Origin of the sequence: Paraburkholderia megapolitana (assembly GCF_007556815.1) — a bacterium.
GTDB lineage: Bacteria > Pseudomonadota > Gammaproteobacteria > Burkholderiales > Burkholderiaceae > Paraburkholderia > Paraburkholderia megapolitana.
The window spans coordinates 1,889,953-1,905,845 of record NZ_CP041743.1; the positions used below are offsets into that span (position 1 = coordinate 1,889,953).

14 protein-coding genes are annotated in these 15,893 nt (G+C 60.7%); 9 read left to right on the forward strand and 5 right to left on the reverse strand.

Annotated features, from left to right (window positions below):
• The first annotated feature begins 30 nt into the window (after positions 1 to 30).
• Positions 31 to 900 carry an alpha-amylase family protein gene (locus FNZ07_RS07940; RefSeq protein WP_091015261.1) on the forward strand — a complete coding sequence of 290 codons (870 nt, stop codon included), beginning with the start codon at positions 31 to 33 and terminating at the stop codon, positions 898 to 900.
• A 646-nt stretch (positions 901 to 1,546) separates the two neighbouring features.
• Here FNZ07_RS07940 and FNZ07_RS07945 read toward each other — a convergent pair.
• Entirely contained in the window at positions 1,547 to 2,707 is a 1,161-nt protein-coding gene (locus tag FNZ07_RS07945; protein ID WP_091015264.1) for an acetate/propionate family kinase, read from the reverse strand.
• A complete protein-coding gene (locus FNZ07_RS07950; protein ID WP_091015267.1) occupies positions 2,704 to 5,103 on the reverse strand; it encodes a phosphoketolase family protein in 2,400 nt (799 codons plus the stop codon). The genes FNZ07_RS07945 and FNZ07_RS07950 overlap by 4 nt, the downstream gene beginning before the upstream one ends.
• Positions 5,104 to 5,983: 880 nt before the next feature.
• Here FNZ07_RS07950 and FNZ07_RS34455 point away from each other — a divergent pair.
• Positions 5,984 to 6,403 carry a hypothetical protein gene (locus tag FNZ07_RS34455; RefSeq protein ID WP_091015270.1) on the forward strand — a complete coding sequence of 140 codons (420 nt, stop codon included), beginning with the start codon at positions 5,984 to 5,986 and terminating at the stop codon, positions 6,401 to 6,403.
• A gap of 592 nt (positions 6,404 to 6,995) precedes the next feature.
• Here FNZ07_RS34455 and FNZ07_RS07960 read toward each other — a convergent pair.
• Positions 6,996 to 7,307, reverse strand: coding sequence for a hypothetical protein (locus FNZ07_RS07960; protein WP_091015276.1), 312 nt, complete (start codon positions 7,305 to 7,307; stop codon positions 6,996 to 6,998).
• A gap of 179 nt (positions 7,308 to 7,486) precedes the next feature.
• Here FNZ07_RS07960 and FNZ07_RS07965 point away from each other — a divergent pair, with 179 nt between their 5' ends.
• The 4 genes from FNZ07_RS07965 (at position 7,487) to FNZ07_RS07980 (ending at position 12,033) form a co-directional block, all read left to right on the forward strand.
• On the forward strand, positions 7,487 to 8,512 hold the full coding sequence (locus FNZ07_RS07965; RefSeq protein ID WP_091015279.1) for a Crp/Fnr family transcriptional regulator: 1,026 nt from the start codon (positions 7,487 to 7,489) through the stop codon (positions 8,510 to 8,512).
• Positions 8,513 to 8,846: 334 nt separating this feature from the next.
• Positions 8,847 to 10,007, forward strand: coding sequence for a DesA family fatty acid desaturase (locus FNZ07_RS07970; protein WP_456152371.1), 1,161 nt, complete (start codon positions 8,847 to 8,849; stop codon positions 10,005 to 10,007).
• 293 nt (positions 10,008 to 10,300) lie between these two features.
• Positions 10,301 to 11,176, forward strand: coding sequence for a sensor histidine kinase (locus FNZ07_RS07975; protein ID WP_170275688.1), 876 nt, complete (start codon positions 10,301 to 10,303; stop codon positions 11,174 to 11,176).
• A gap of 137 nt (positions 11,177 to 11,313) precedes the next feature.
• Positions 11,314 to 12,033 carry a Crp/Fnr family transcriptional regulator gene (locus FNZ07_RS07980; protein WP_091015285.1) on the forward strand — a complete coding sequence of 240 codons (720 nt, stop codon included), beginning with the start codon at positions 11,314 to 11,316 and terminating at the stop codon, positions 12,031 to 12,033.
• Positions 12,034 to 12,046: 13 nt separating this feature from the next.
• Here FNZ07_RS07980 and FNZ07_RS07985 read toward each other — a convergent pair whose 3' ends face one another.
• Together FNZ07_RS07985 and FNZ07_RS07990 are read right to left on the reverse strand one after the other, a co-directional pair.
• Positions 12,047 to 12,856: a PRC-barrel domain-containing protein gene (locus FNZ07_RS07985; RefSeq protein WP_091015289.1), complete on the reverse strand. Its 810-nt coding sequence runs from the start codon at positions 12,854 to 12,856 to the stop codon at positions 12,047 to 12,049.
• A 58-nt stretch (positions 12,857 to 12,914) separates the two neighbouring features.
• A complete protein-coding gene (locus tag FNZ07_RS07990) occupies positions 12,915 to 13,502 on the reverse strand; it encodes a BPSL1445 family SYLF domain-containing lipoprotein (RefSeq protein WP_091015872.1) in 588 nt (195 codons plus the stop codon).
• A gap of 219 nt (positions 13,503 to 13,721) precedes the next feature.
• Between FNZ07_RS07990 and FNZ07_RS07995 the strand changes: the two genes are divergently transcribed.
• The 3 genes from FNZ07_RS07995 (at position 13,722) to FNZ07_RS34465 (ending at position 15,759) form a co-directional block, all read left to right on the forward strand.
• Positions 13,722 to 13,958 carry a hypothetical protein gene (locus FNZ07_RS07995; protein ID WP_091015292.1) on the forward strand — a complete coding sequence of 79 codons (237 nt, stop codon included), beginning with the start codon at positions 13,722 to 13,724 and terminating at the stop codon, positions 13,956 to 13,958.
• Positions 13,959 to 14,289: 331 nt separating this feature from the next.
• Positions 14,290 to 15,159, forward strand: coding sequence for a slipin family protein (locus tag FNZ07_RS08000; protein WP_091015294.1), 870 nt, complete (start codon positions 14,290 to 14,292; stop codon positions 15,157 to 15,159).
• A gap of 36 nt (positions 15,160 to 15,195) precedes the next feature.
• Positions 15,196 to 15,759, forward strand: coding sequence for a transposase (locus FNZ07_RS34465; protein ID WP_407670687.1), 564 nt, complete (start codon positions 15,196 to 15,198; stop codon positions 15,757 to 15,759).
• Positions 15,760 to 15,893: the final 134 nt, after the last annotated feature.

A 15,893-nucleotide genomic window follows, 5' to 3' on the forward strand; every position in this document is an offset into this window, starting at 1 on the left:
AGTGCAAAGCGTGACTCGCCGGAGATTCATATGCAACAACAGCGCATTACGTCGCGGCAACGCGTCCTGCTAGCCGCAGGGTTATACGCGGCGCTGGTATGCGGCTGTTCGATACAGAACCCGGGCGACAGTGGCGCTCTGGCACAAGGCGTGGTCTGGCAGATTGACGAGAATCACATCGATCCGCACGGCGACTGGGACAAGCTCGGTGTCAGCGACCTGCTGGTGCAATGGACCGCAGTGGACGACACGTCGTTTCTACCCGGCGCCGGTATGCAGACAGCAGCGCGTTTACCGGACTGGACCCGCGTCGCCGGAGAAAAGTGGGCGCGCAACGTGATCGTCGGCCTCGCGGGCCGTTTCGACGAAACCACGGCGCGTGCGCAGACTGCACAACTGATCGAGCGGTCGAAGAAACTGGCTGCCGTGCACCCCCCGGTGCATGTGGTTGGCTACTACTTTCCGGTCGAAGTCGATCCGACGTGGAAGGACGCTTCGGCATTGAGGCCACTGCTCGACACGCTTCCGCGGCCGCTATGGATCAGTGTCTACGACAGATCGAACATCGGCGGTCCGGCGCTCGCCGCGTGGCTCGATAGCTGGTTGCCGCGCGACGTCGGCGTGTTTCTGCAGGACGGATGCGGTGTCTACGCACGTGGCCCGGCTGTGGCGCGCGAGTATGCGGACGCACTGGCGGCCCGGCTTGGCAAGGATCGAGTGCGGATCATCGCCGAGGCCTTCAGGCCGGCGCAGGGCGGGGGCTTTCGATCTGCCACGGCCGCCGAGTTGTCGTCACAACTGACAGCCTATCGTGGCTATCCAGCTTATCTGTTTGACGGCCCGCATTACGTGTCCACCCAGCTCGTGCAGGAGCTGCTGCGCGCCCAGGGACTGCACTGACAGGCAGATATGCGCCGTCAAGGCAACGGCCCACGCTCACTTGTAGTCTTTCCGCCGCACTGAGATTTTTGAATCGGCGACGCGGAAATCTCGTCGGGCTCGGTGTTGTTTGCGTAACAGGTCGTTGCACAAATATTTTACCCTGGGGGCAGAGATCAAAATTGTGTAAAAGAGGAAGAGGTTCATGCAAACGAACTGCGGCCGCCGGTGAGAGCGTGCAAAACTTGCCCCTTAGGGGCCACCATTAGGACATCCTGCTAAAGTCGAAAAAGTCTCAACTTTAGTGGCAAATTCGTACCGACTTTGCTTCGTTTGACACCAGTCGAAATACGCTAACAATGCTAGGAGCCGTCGAGGTTTCTTTTGCCCCTTTACATGCGTCCGGCGCTACCGGTGTGCTAAAAAAACACGACGGAACACCAGAAATCGCATCAAATCCACGTGAAAGTAGACGGAGTAACGCTGGAGTACCCGCATCAATATCCCCGGGCTATACTCATTCCGGGAAATCTATTTCGTATCGGATTTTTACGCACACCGCTGCAGATTGTCTATTAAGGTGTGGTTACTGCAACGCGCAAACTACCGTTACGCGAAGATGCAACCCGTTTGCGGATGTCTGAACCCACCACACGCACGCCGCGCTTCAGTCTTCCGTCTCGCGCAGCAACGCTTGGCAATGCCGGGCGATCTGCCGTTCCTCGTTGGTGTGCATTGCCTTGACCTTACCGTTCGCATCCTCCGCGAACAGCCCGAGAAAACCGAGCCCCTCGCAAACGCGGCTCCGCACTTCGGCGCTGTGCTCGCCGATACCACCAGTGAACACCAGCAGATCGATGCCGCCTAGCAGCGCCGCGTAAGCGCCGATGTATTTGCGCACGGCCGTGACGAGCACGTCGACAGCGAGCGCGGCATCGCGATCGCCGGCAGCGCTGCGGCTGAGTAACGCCTGCATGTCGCTCTCGCCGCCCGCCAAACCCGCGAGGCCGCTGTCGCGATTCAGCAGGTTCTCGATCTGCTGTGCGTCGAGTCGCTCCGTGCGCATCAGATAGAGCACGACGCCGGGATCGAGATCGCCGCTGCGGGTGCCCATCGGTACGCCGCCAGTCGGCGTGAGCCCCATCGACGTATCGACAGAACACCCGTCCCGCAATGCGCACACACTCGAGCCGTTGCCGAGATGCGCCAGCACCGCGCGCCGCGGCAACGCGTCTCCCAGACGATGCACCAGCGATTCGTACGACAGCCCATGAAAGCCGTAGCGAATCACACCGGCATCCGCATAGCGGCGCGGCAACGCGAGATGGGACGCATGCGGTGGCAACGTGCGATGAAATGCCGTATCGAAACAGACGAACGCCTGCGCGCCGTCGAAAATCTCAGTTGCCTGGTCGATCAATGCAAGTGCCGGCGGAATATGCAGCGGCGCAAAATGCACGGCTTCCTGCAACTGCTGCCGCACCTGCGGCGTCAGACGCTGATGCGTGCGCAAATGCGGACCGCCGTGAACCACGCGATGACCGACCGCCGCCGGGCGGCCGTGGCCATGTTCGGCGAGCACATCGGCGAGCGTGCGTAGTGCGTCGGTCTGCGACTCCATCACGTGGGTCTTCTGCCACCGCACGGAGCCATCGGGCGAGCGCATCTTCAAGCTGCCGTCGGGCCGACCGATGCCCTCCGCGCTGCCTTCGAGGAGCACCGTCTCGTCGTGCGCCTCTCCCGCGGTGCCGTCGGTGTCGAACAGTCCGAACTTGAGCGACGACGAGCCACTGTTCAACACGAGAATGGTCTGTCCTGACGTATTCATGCTCGCGTACCTTCGCCAGCCCACGTCCAGTTGCGAATCTCCTCCCTGTCGATGCCCTCGGCATGCGCATACGCAAGATGCTCGATGATCTGGCCACGCAACCATTCCTTCGCATGATCGCCGACGCCGCGCAGCCTGGGCACACGGTCGATCACATCGATTGCGAGCGAGAAGCGGTCCACCTCGTTGATGATCGCCAGTTCGAGCGGCGTGTTGATGTTGCCCTTCTCGCGGTAGCCGTGCACGTGCATGTTGTCGTGGTTGTTGCGCTTGTAGCTCAGCTTGTGCACCAGCGACGAATACGAATGGAAGTTGAAGATGACCGGCTTGTCGGCGGTGAAGATCGAATCGAAGTCGCGGTCCGACAGCCCATGCGGATGCTCGGTGTCCGGCATCAGGCGAAACAGATCGACCACATTGACGAAGCGGATCTTCAGGTCGGGGAACTGCGCCTTCAGGATCTCGACGGCGGCGAGCGATTCCATCGTCGGGATATCGCCCGCACACGCCATCACGACGTCAGGATCGGCGTGCTGGTCGGTCGACGCCCATTCCCAGATGCCAATGCCCTTCGTACAGTGCGTGACCGCCGCGTCCATGTCGAGATACTGCAGATGCGGCTGCTTGTCGGCGACGATCACGTTCACGTAGTCACGCGAGCGCAGGCAATGATCGGCCACGCTCAACAGGCAGTTGGCATCGGGCGGCAGATAGATCCGCACGACGTCCGGACTCTTGTTCGTGACGACATCGAGAAAGCCCGGGTCCTGATGCGTGAAGCCATTATGATCCTGGCGCCAGACCAGCGAGGTGATCAGCAGGTTGATCGACGGCACGGGTTGACGCCACCTCAGTTCGCGCTTCGCTTTCTCGAGCCACTTCGCATGCTGGTTGAACATCGAATCGATCACGTGCACGAACGCTTCATAGGTGGCGAAGAGTCCATGCCGCCCGGTCAGCACGTAGCCTTCGAACCAGCCTTCGAGCGTGTGTTCGCTCAGCATTTCCATCACGCGGCCGTCGACCGACAGTTCGCCGCCGTCCGCATCGTCGGCGATCGTTTCGGCTAGCCAGGTTTTCTGGGATGCCTCGTAGATCGCGGTGAGCTTGTTGCTCGATGTTTCGTCCGGGCCGAACACGCGGAAGTTGCTCATATTGCGCCGCATGACCTCGCAGAGAAACTTCCCGAGCACATCGGTCGGTGACACGTAACGGCTTGCGGGCGTCGTCACGTCGACGCCGTATTCGCGAAATGACGGCATGTCGAGCGCGCGACACAGCAGGCCGCCGTTCGCATGCGGATTCGCGCTGATGCGTCGCGTGCCGGTGGGCGCCAGCTCGCGCAGCTCTGCCACAAGGCGTCCTGATTCGTCGAACAGTTCTTCAGGCCGGTAGCGCCGCATCCAGCTCTCGACGAGCTTCAGGCTCGTTTCGTTAGTCGCGGGATCGAGCACCGGCACCTGGTGCGCGCGCCACGAGCCCTCTACTTTGTGCCCGTCCACTTCCCGTGGACCGGTCCAGCCTTTCGGCGAACGCAGCACGATCATCGGCCAGCGCGGTCGCCTGGCGCTGCCTGTCGAACGCGCATGCTGCTGGATCGCGCGGATTTCCTCGATGCAGTGCTCCATCGTTGCGGCCATTTTCTGATGCATCTGCGCAGGGTCGTCGCCTTCGACGAAATACGGCCGGTGGCCGTAGCCGATGAACAGCGCTTCCAGTTCCTCGTGCGGGATACGCGCGAGGATCGTCGGATTGGCGATCTTGTAGCCGTTCAGATGCAGGATCGGCAGCACGGCGCCGTCGCGGATCGGGTTGAGGAATTTGTTCGAATGCCAGGACGTCGCGAGCGGACCGGTTTCGGCTTCGCCGTCGCCGACCACAACCGCGACGATCAGGTCGGGATTGTCGAAAGCCGCGCCGTAACCATGCGAGAGGCTGTAACCCAGTTCACCGCCCTCGTGGATCGAGCCGGGCGTTTCGGGCGTGCAATGCGAGCCGATGCCACCCGGAAACGAGAATTGCCGGAAGAACTGACGCATTCCGGCCTCGTCCTCGCTGCGGTCCGGGTAGATCTCGGAGTAATGCCCTTCCAGATAACAGCTGGCCAGTGTGGCCGGCGCACCGTGGCCGGGACCGGCGATATAGATGACGTCGAGGTTGAGCTTCTTGATGAGCCGGTTCAGATGGACCAGCACGAAGCTCTGCCCGGCATCGGAGCCCCAATGCCCAAGCAGACGGTTCTTGATGTGCCCGGGCTTGAGCGGTTCGCGCAGCAACGGGTTTTCGCGCAGGTAAATCATTCCCGCTGCGAGGTAATTGCAGGCGTGCCAATACCGATCCATCTTGCGTAGCGCATCGGCGCTGAGAGGCGATTCGCTACCACGGGTATCGGCCATTTCGCTGCTCCAGGAAGTGAACTGCCTGCTCAGGATGAGGGCGTTCGTCGATTGGGGCGCCAAAGTACGCCAGGGTTGACGCAAGCCTTGCGGGGCAAGCGTTTGTGGGACACGAGATCCGTAGATCTGACACGTGTGAGCGCCGCTGTCGCGAACGAGATGGCTATCGGTTGAGGTTCGGAGGTATCGATCATCCTGGGTCTCCGCGGACAGTCGGGGATGGCCGGCCACAATGTGCGCGACGGCGGCGGCAACGACGCGTGGTTCGACGGTCTGTGTGTCTGAGAAAAAACCATATATAACTCGCCGGGCAAAGCAAACTTCACTGCAAGTGCCACGACCCGAACGCGTGCGAAACACGGGCGTCGCAGCAGTAGCTGGATGCTGTTTCCCCCGCGTCGGTGTCCCGGCTGTCGCCCGTCGACGATATGCATCAGTTTTCCTGTGCCACTATCGGATGAATCGATGGCGAGCCGTCAGCGCCATGCGGGATGCCCTCGCTGAAAGTCACTTTAGCCATCCACTGCGATTGATACTTGATATCGATCAAGCTCCTGCGTATTGGCGAGATGAATTGGACAGGTCGTCCCTGTGCCGCTTCCGAGCAGCAGTTGGTCAAACGCATAACGAGCCACGCAGTGAACCAAAGACAGATTGATTGCCGATGAGGCTACCGACGAGTACTCATAGAGCGAATCACTTCAGTGCGGCGAGCCGTGCAAGCGAGTTAAGCCAGGTACTGCAGCTATGACTGTGTTCTCAGTCGAGGTCTGTCCGGTGCCGGACGTTTGAGAGTGTGCAAGAGTTGGGAAGGCTCCAGGGATGGTCGTCGGCTTCGTGTGGAGTACGCTGAGCGGTATTGGAACGGCGGGAGTAGATCATGCGCTGGATCATCGAAGCAAGGTTGGCCGACAGCGACACGGTCACTGATAGTGACGAAGTTCTGGCCGTGATTGAACGCCGTGGCTGCAGTCTTGCCCAGCTGGGCCCGAGCCTCGCAAAGGGGTGCACACTGCTGGCCAAAGTGCAGGCGGGGCTGGTTTCAAAACAGGTGGAGGGGTCGGCGATGAATCAGGTCGTCAGCCACCGCATGGCGAAGAAGCAGCAGATGCGCTGGACTGACGAAAGAGCGCACTGCATGGCACAGGTCAGGATCGCGGTTCTGAACGGAGAACTTCACCCCGCTGTATCGCGGCGCTCCGGGCAGCGGCCTTGCGGCACGTCAAGTGCAGCGGGACAGCGTCGACAGGTCAGCTCCGTCTATCGAACAAACCAGGCATGCAGAGCTGCCTATATTTAAGGATTCCAGATTAAATAGGCCTCACTAGGTTTTTGCTCGCTCTCCTTGATTCAACCTGTTGAACTCGCTGGGTCTCCGGCAAGTCTGACCGCACGAGTGTGCGAATTGACAACTCTATAGACGAAGTTGTGACAACTTCAATTTGGTCTACGCGAGGCGGTTTGTTCATCGTGCGGCGTGCCAGTGACGAGTCCGACGGGGCGCCGTACGGTAGCGTGCAGACATTGCAAACTGGTACGGACATGCTCAGTGCCACGGGCGACAACATCCCGGGGGCATGATGGCGTATTTACAATTCCAGCAAGAACTGAAGCACCTCGAATACATCGTCCCCCGGCTCGCGCGGGATAGTCCACTCGGTCTCGTGTACTGGGCAAGCCGCGTCACGTCGCTATCGACGCATCCGGGTCTATGCCGGAACGACACCGTACGCGTAACAAGGTTGCTTAAACTCTTTGCAGCAATAGAACGCATGTCGGAACTGACGACGGAGCTGCACGTCGCGTAGCGTTCAGCTATACCGGCGCCCGTGTAATCGGCAAACACGACCGGCTGCCGCGATGGCGGATGGGGCTTCGGTAAATCTCGCTCTCTATCCGTGAACCTCGAGTTCAGGAAAGATGACCCGGAAAACTTCCCGCAGTTGCAAGGCGCAGCGTCGCGCATCGTCGGGCGCGTTCGTGTCCATGACTTCGAAGAGATTGACGAACACCGCGAGAAACGCATCCGAGACCGGCGTTTCCCGGGCGTGCTCGTGCAGGTGCGCGCAATAACTGAACACGTGCCTGACGAATTCGATTTGATGGGCGGCAAACTCGTCGTCATCGATCGACGACGGCACAGTCATCAGCCGCTTATCGGACAGTGCGGAAGGCAAACGGATGTAGTTGGTGATATCGCTCATGCTGTCCTTCCATAGGTACACGAGCACGGCGTGAATGCAGAAGGCGTTGACCTAGCATTACGACAAGGGGTGTATATGATATAAATGTCGAGGATATTTGACATAGTATGCCTGCTTGAGTGTTTCATGCTGGCGAGGGTTGTGTCAAATGTATTTGACATCTTTCTGGCTATCAAACGATGCAGTTCGATTGGTATGAGTTGTTCGACGAGTTGAAGCGCCGCGGCCATTTCGACAGCGATGCACAACTGGCGGATAGCCTGGTGCTCACCCGCTCCCAGATCTCTGCGTGGCGAACCGGCAAGAGCGATCTCGGAACGCTGACCAAGATCAAGATCCTCGATGCGCTCGGCCACGACACCTTGCGCTCGGCGGTGTTGAGCCTGCTGCCTGAGAAGAATCGCGTGGAGCAGGTCCGGCAGCAGGAGCATCTGATCGCGCGCGTGAGCGGGCGCGCTCACGCGTACGGAAGAAACGGCGCGTATCACGAGAGCACGCCCGATTCCCCGGTGAGCCGCAATAGTCTGCTGGCCGCATTGCCGAAAGAGGAACGCGAGCGTATCGAGCCGCATCTGTCGACGGTGACGTTGCCACTCGGCCAGGTCGTGTATGAATCGGGCGACCACCTCAGTCACATCTATCTACCCACCACCGCGATCATCTCGATGTTGTACGTGATGGAGAACGGCGCGTCGGCGGAGATCGCGGTGGTCGGTCGGGACGGATTGCTCGGCGTCGCGCTCTTCATGGGCGGCGAGACGATGCCGAATCGTGCGATCGTGCAGAGCGCCGGCGAAGCCTTCCGCCTGAGCGGACAGGTCGTCAAGGATGAGTTCGCGCGCGGCGGTGCGATACAGCGCCTCTTTCTACGCTATACCCAGGCGCTCATCACGCAGATGGCGCAAACGGCAGTCTGCAACCGGCATCATTCGATCGCCCAGCAGTTCTGCCGGTGGCTGCTGCTGAGTCTCGACCGTCTGGAGTCGAGCGATGTCCGCATGACGCAGGAACTGATCGCGAACATGCTGGGCGTGCGTCGGGCCGGCGTCACGGAAACGGCGAAGAAACTGCAGGAGGACGGCGTCATCCGTTACACCCGTGGGCTGATCGAGGTGCTGGATCGCGCGGCGCTGGAAACCCAGGTCTGCGAGTGCTACAAGGTGGTGAAGCGCGAGAGCGACCGGTTGTTCAGCGGGTTGCTATAAGAAACAGAAAGAAACAGCAAAGGGCCGCTGCAATTTTTCGCCAGCGTGCAATGCGTCGGGTACGCAACCGTACCGACAGGCACCAGCGCTTCGTGCATCCTCAGACGGTATGCGATGGTCCGTGCATCAAGGGCACGGGGCATTGCCATGTCCAGATTCTCCGGATTCTCCGGACACGTCGCGGCGCCATCCGACGGGACCGGTCTCACACCTGCCGCATCGCTAAAAATGCGGTGCGCACTGTGCTGCAGCCAACGCGACCGTCGACGGTCGAGCTGTCCGCGGAAAGAAGGTCCTCTTGTTGAATGCGTCTCTTGCTTTTCTTTCCCACGGCATGCTCGCTTTTTCGTGGTGGCAGATCGTACTCGCTACGCTGGCCGTCACGCATGTCACGATCATCAGCGTCACGGTATATCTGCATCGCTGCGAAGCGCATCACGCGCTCGATCTGCATCCCGTCGTCAGCCATTTTTTCCGCTTCTGGCTATGGATGACGACCGGCATGCTCACTGGCCGGTGGGCCGCGGTGCATCGCAAGCATCATGCGAAATGCGAAACCAGCGACGATCCGCACAGTCCGCAGTTCTACGGCATCTGGAGCGTGCTGCTAGGCGGCACCGAACTGTATCGCCGCGAAGTGCTCAATGAAGAAACGCTGCGCCGCTTCGGTCACGGCACACCCGACGACTGGATGGAGCGGCACGTCTATTCCCGCTATCCGAATCTCGGCATCGGTCTGCTGATGGTGATCGACGTCGCGCTGTTCGGTGTAATTGGCGTATCGGTCTGGGCGATCCAGATGATCTGGATTCCGTTCTGGGCCGGCGGCATGGTAAACGGGCTGGGCCACTACTGGGGCTACCGCAACTTCGATCCCGCCGATGCAAGTACCAACGTGCTGCCCTTCGGCATCCTGATCGGCGGAGAAGAATTGCACAACAACCATCACGCGTATGCGACCTCCGCGAAGCTGTCGAGCAAATGGTACGAGTTCGACATGGGCTGGATGTATATCCGCATGCTCTCGGCGTTTGGGCTGGCCCGTGTCCGAAAGCTCGCGCCGACGCCGCTGCTCGTCAAAGGCAAGATGACGGTCGACGACGACACACTGCAGGCGGTGCTGCGCAATCGTTACGAGGTGATGGCGAGCTATGCGAAAGTAGCCGAGCGCGACTACCGGCAGGAACTGGCGCATCTGAAGGATCTCAGCCGTCGCGAGAAATCGCGACGTGTGCGCGCGGTAAGCAAGGGTCTGTGCCGCGAGCAGAGCGATCGGGATGCAATGCGCTGCGTGCCCTTCGTCGACGTGTATGCATCCAGCGAGAAGCTGCGCACGTACGCCGACCTGTGCCGCGACCTGGCGTCGCTATGGCAACGTTCGACGGCGACCCGCGAACAGCTGTTGATCCAGTTGCAGGAGTGGTGCAGGCGTGCGGAGCAAAGCGGTATCGAGGCGCTCGCGGAGTTCTCGCTGCGCCTGCGCCAGTATGCGTGACGCGGCGCGCTACCCGTGTCGCTCCTTTCGAGGCGGCGGCGCTGGCAGCAAAAGGTCTTGAGTTATTTTGCTGTTTTAACCCGCACCGTACAGACGCCTCTGATCAGCCATGGCATGCTGATTGCTCAAGCTGCTTGCGTACGCGATCTACCGATCGATTCCGTTGAGCAGGCACTGGCGAACCGCCGGTCACTGGCTCTGCACAGAGCGCCTCCGCCGTCGTCGAACGGCAAGTCTCCCATCGCGATTCGCTAATCTCGTGCGGCCCATCGGGCTGCAACATGGGGATTATCATGTCAGCCCATACGGCGTCTCTCCAGACGTCAGTTAACGGTTCTATCCACCACCACGCATTCGTGGCCGATGAAATGATGGAGTTGATGGAGCATTTTCCCAAAGACGCTCCGTCGGCAACACAAACAGGTTCTCTCGCGGCTGACGTTTCCGTCGACGCGCTCAGACACAAGAACGAAGTCCTCGCCATCGTCGCGCACGAATTGCGTGGGCCGCTGTCGTCGTTGCGGCTGGCTGCTTACCTGACCCGCAAGACGCTGCCGGGTCGAAGCGACATCCAGCCGATGCTCGATGTAATCGACCGGCAGATTGTCGGCATCGCGAGGCTCGCGGACGATCTGACGGATGCCGTACACGTCGATCACGACACGTTGCGTCTGATGCGTGTGCCAGTAGATGTAGCCGACATCCTGATCGACCCGCTCGAAGCAGCTGCCGCCGCCGCGGCTGTACGTAGCCAGACGTTCACCACGCGGGTGCCGCGCGGCACGCTGCGACTCGAATGCGATCCGGTTCGCCTCTCCCAGGCAATCGGCAACATGCTGCGCAATGCCGTCAAATTCACGCCGGCGGGCGGCGCGATCGAGCTGGACGTACTGACTGAAGGAGTCGACCTGGTCATCAGTGTGAGAGACAACGGACCCGGTATCTCCGCACTGCTGCTACCACGTATTTTCGATCTGTTCGTGCAATCGAACCGGACCATCGGTGCCTGCGCAGGTGGCCTCGGCATTGGTCTTGCGGTGGTGAAAGCGATCGCGATGGCGCATGGTGGAACGGTATCGGCGGCGAGCAGCGGGCCGGGTACCGGCAGTGAATTCACGCTCAGGCTGCCGATCGTCGTTCAGCACGATACGGCCTGCAGTAACGCGTGACCGCGCACGTACATTGGCCGGCGATCTGAAGAGAGCGCCGCTCGCAGTATTCATTCAACGATTGCTTTATGACGATTGTGTCGGGAGCGGAGCGGCGAACATTCTGCCGTTTTCGACCCGGCAGCGGGAGTGCGAACATGTTGCAAGAACATCATCAAAACAGGAATCACCTGCTCTCGGTCCTTCCAGAACCCGAGTGGGCGCGCGTGGCACCGCATCTGGTGCTGATGGATATGCCGTTGGGGCAGGTCGTCTATGAATCGGGCGACCGTCTGCATCACGTCTATTTCCCGACCACGGCGATCGTATCGCTGCTGTACGTCATGGAGGATGGCGCGTCCGCCGAAATCGCGATCGTCGGTAACGAGGGGGTAGTCGGCATTGCGCTCTTCATGGGCGGCGAAACGACGCCTAGCCGCGCAGTGGTGCAAAGCGCTGGGCAGGCGTACCGACTCGAAGCGAGGATTCTGAAAGAAGAATTTCACCGCGCCGGTCCGGTGCAGCGCCTGCTGTTGCGCTACACCCAGGCGCTGATTACGCAGATGGCGCAAACGGCGGTCTGCAACCGGCACCATTCGATCGACCAGCAATTGTGCCGGTGGCTGCTGCTCAGCATCGATCGTTTGCCGTCGAACGAACTGAAGATGACGCAGGAACTGATCGCCAACATGCTCGGTGTGCGCAGACCCGGCGTGACCGAAGCGGCGATGAAACTGCAGGACGCCGGGTTGATCCGCTATAGCTACGGCCACATCGAGTTGCTGGACCGGCCGGGACTCGAGCGCCGGGTTTGCGAATGCTATGGCGTTGTGAAGCGCGAGTTCGATCGCCTGCTGCCCGATCTGAAAGCGCTGTAGACGGGGCTGCATGTCAGCTGCGGTCCGGCGGCAATGCGGATCGTCCGTGGTCCCAGTACCCTTCCTTGCCGTAGAACGCGTGCAGCGCCAGTTCGTAACTACGCTCGATCGCAACCGAGTTGTCGTAGGGCGGGCTGTGTTTGACCGCATCGAGCGTCAACGAGGTCGACACGGTCGCGGTGAGCTCGTCGATCAGATCGACCCAGTGCGTCGCAATCAATACCTCTTTGCTAACGGGCCACCAGGTGCGCGTATCGATCGTCAGATAGCGGATCGCCCACGCCTCGTCGTCGTAGACGAAGCCGCAGACGTGGCCGATCTTGCCGTCGATCGTCTCGAGGTGATAGCCCTTTACGACGCTGGTGTCACACAGGTGGGTATCGAGCGGTCGGTCGCTGTCGGCAAGCGGCGGGAGTCGCGGTTCGAGTGCCTCCGGCTGCTGCGCGATCGAGGCCGGATCGAACGCCGGGTAGGCGCCCATGCCCCACAGATTGGGGCCGCCCCAATAAGTTGGGTAGCGGTAGTAGCGCAGATATTCGATTTCATGCTGGCGCGACACGGGCTTATGCGAGTCGATGCTCGGGCTGTCGCGCACCTGCTGGCGCGTCAGACGCACGTGAACCTGGTTCGTGGCCGCATCGACGCGCTCGACCGAGTAGGGCGACACCAGCACCTGTCGGTCGCGCAGCCAGTCTCCTGTATCGACGACGAGGTAACGGATGCCCCATGCCTTGTCGTCGAAGTACACCTTGCCGACGCGGCCGATGTCGCCATCCGAGGCGCAAATCGTGTACCCGTGCAGATCTGCTACGCCGCGTAACATGGTGGCACTCCTCGCCGAAAAGCGCTGTTCCGGTGCGCACACCAGATCAGCCTTGTTGTCATAGCGAACTTATCCGCGTGACCTTGGTACCTTCGAGCGACGCGCCGGCCATCAGCCCGTTGTTGGTCAGCAGGAAAGCGTCGACTTGCCCAGTGGCCATGCTCGTATCGAGATTGCCGTTGGCGCCGACCTTCAGCAACGCGACCGATGCGTCTCCACCCGCCGACCAGCCGTCCGCGCTGCGGAACCGCCCGAGCGCCGCTTCGGTCATGAACAGAAACACGATGGCGCGCGATTGCGCGCCGATCTGCCAGCCGATCGAGCCCGTTGTCGTGCTGTAGTACCCAACGGTGCGATCGGCGATGCGCAGCGAACCTTCGCCGTACTGGCCACCCACGACGAAGCCCGCATCGATAACCGACGGAAACGTCAGCACACCGTGCGCTTTCGCGACCAGCTCGTGCGAGCCTCGTGCCGCAACGTACAGGCGCGAGAGCGTCGAGTCGACGCCGGCATCGATGGTGCGGCGCTTGTCCATCTGTGTGCTGCTGCTGTCCGTCGGGCTCGTCGTCGTGCAGCCGGAGACCGCGAGCCCCAGCGCAAGCAGGGAACCCGGTGTGCTCCAGATAAATGTTCGTCTCAGCATGATCTTCTCCATGTGATCCAGCGATATGAACGACAGTACGCGTTCGTGGAGCCACAAGCGGTACGACAGCGTACAAACCCGGCCGCCGGTTTCGGCTGCGAGCGAGCTGGGCAGCGGATACGGTGCGTCGCCGCATGCGATGCGCACAGGGTCCTGCAGCGTACAGATTGCGTGATCCGTCTGGTCGCATGATGTGTGCTTGCCGGGGCGTCTTCTCGCGTGTCGATTCACGGGGCTGCCGCATTCGATCAGTCGATCGTGCCGATCTGTTTGCTGCCGGCGTCAGGGGAGGACGCGTTGAACCAGTCATTCATCGAGCTCGCAGCAGGCCTTGCCGTGTTACTGCTCGTCGCGATTTACTCGGTGGCGCGTCTGCGCCGTGCGCGTAGCGAGTCCGCGCCCATCGCGCAGATAGAGCCGCAGCAGGCCGCGAGCAGGCCGGACAGCAACCACTAGAACCGGGAGCGCCGAATTCGCGAGCGCATATCGGACTTCAATCGACCGTCGACGGGAAGGTGCGACATGACCGCAATGAGTGGAGTCGTCATCGGGATGGTGCTGATAGTCGCTTTTTCGCTGAACCGGTATCGGCGTCGACTGATGCGTTAGCCGTTCGCGAGACGTCGCTCACGCGTGATGAACGCCGGTACGGCACCGTACCGACTCTCCTCCGCCATCTGGCGCACCGTCTCCGAGTGCGGCGAGCGTTCCGTTCGTCACGCGAGGCACCTTTTCGGCGGGAAAACGATCCTGCGCTGCGGGTGTCGTCAGCCGGGAGGTGCCCATCATGAATCCCATCACACTCTTTCTAGCCGCCGTGTTCGTGCTCGCGGGCGTTGCCGCTGGCGAATGGGCCAACCTGTATCTGGCGCCGCTTTTCTTTGCGATTGCCGCCTTGATTGTTCTGTCGGTGAGAGTCGCCAACGTCTGGCAGAAATTCGTGATCCTGCGAGTCGGGAAACTGCAAAGCGTGAAGGGCGCAGGGTTCTTCATGATCATCCCGGTTCTCGACAACATTGTCGCGATTATCGACGAGCGGATTCAGACGACGTCGTTCAACGCAGAACAGGCGCTGACGAAAGACACGGTTCCCGTCAACGTCGATGCGATCATCTTCTGGCATGTGCACGACGCGCAAAAGGCCGCGCTCGCCATCACCGATTACCGTCAGGCGATCGACCGGGTCGCACAGACGTCGTTACGCGAGATGATCGGCTCGTCGATGCTTGCAGCGCTCCTGTCCGATCGACGCGCCACGGACGAGCAACTGTGCGCCGAGATCGGCGCCAAGACGGCCGCGTGGGGCATCACGGTCGGATCGGTCGAGATCCGCGATGTGGCGATTCCGGTGGCGTTGCAGGATGCGATGTCCCGCCAGGCGCAGGCCGAACGCGAGAAACAGGCGCGCGTGATTCTTGGCTCCGCGGAAGCGGAGATTGCGGCGAAGTTCGTCGAAGCTGCGCAGGTCTATGAGAACCATCCGGGTGCACTGCAGTTGCGCGCGATGAACATCATCTACGAGACGACCAAGGAGCGCGGCGCGACAATCCTGATTCCGAGTTCGATGGTGGATAGCCTGAACCCGCCGCTTGCACTTGCGATTGCCGGACATGAGATCGCAGGCACGGCGATGGCGCCGCTCAAGACCGCAGCCTAGACGCAGACGGGCCTTCGACGACTGGGGGAGGCCAGTCTGAAGTGGCAACGCGCGAAGCCGTACGAGAAGTTCGCCGCGATGATCGAGCGCTATTGGGATGGAACCACTGCTTTTTGTAAGCCAGAGGACAGGGTGCCACCTGGTTTCGTTGAGGGACTCGTAAACAAGATCCGGGCCATCCAGCGCCGAGTTTACGGGTTGCGTGACACAAAGTATCTGCACCTGAAGACCCTCACCTGCATGCTGCCTCATCTACGAAAACACCATTTTCACCCACACGATTTCCAGAAACCACTTTTTGGGAGTGCCGTCATTAAGAGCGTCATCACAGTCCCGATCATGGTGCTCATGATGAAGATGGCATCGCATCGGGACATGATGGGGACGTATCGCACTTCAGGCACGTTGCGGGTTGTTAGCTGGCTGGCGACGATTGTGATGGTCGTTGCCGTTGTGGGAATGTCCTGCTTTCTTCAGGAAGCGATCCCGACGTATGACAATTGTCAGGGCGGTTACGGTGGGTACCAGTACGGGATCGTACCGACATGCCGGGCCGTTGCGTACATCGTGCACAGGAGTAATCCGTGCACAACGCGGTGAAGTCAAATCAATGCGCGCACGGAACATGACGTCCAGTTCTCTGGTCACGATTGCCGCCGATCTCACGAATGGATAACAACCATGAATCCTCTATCGCTGTTTCTTCTCGCCGCGGTTGTTTTCGCGCTCCTCGA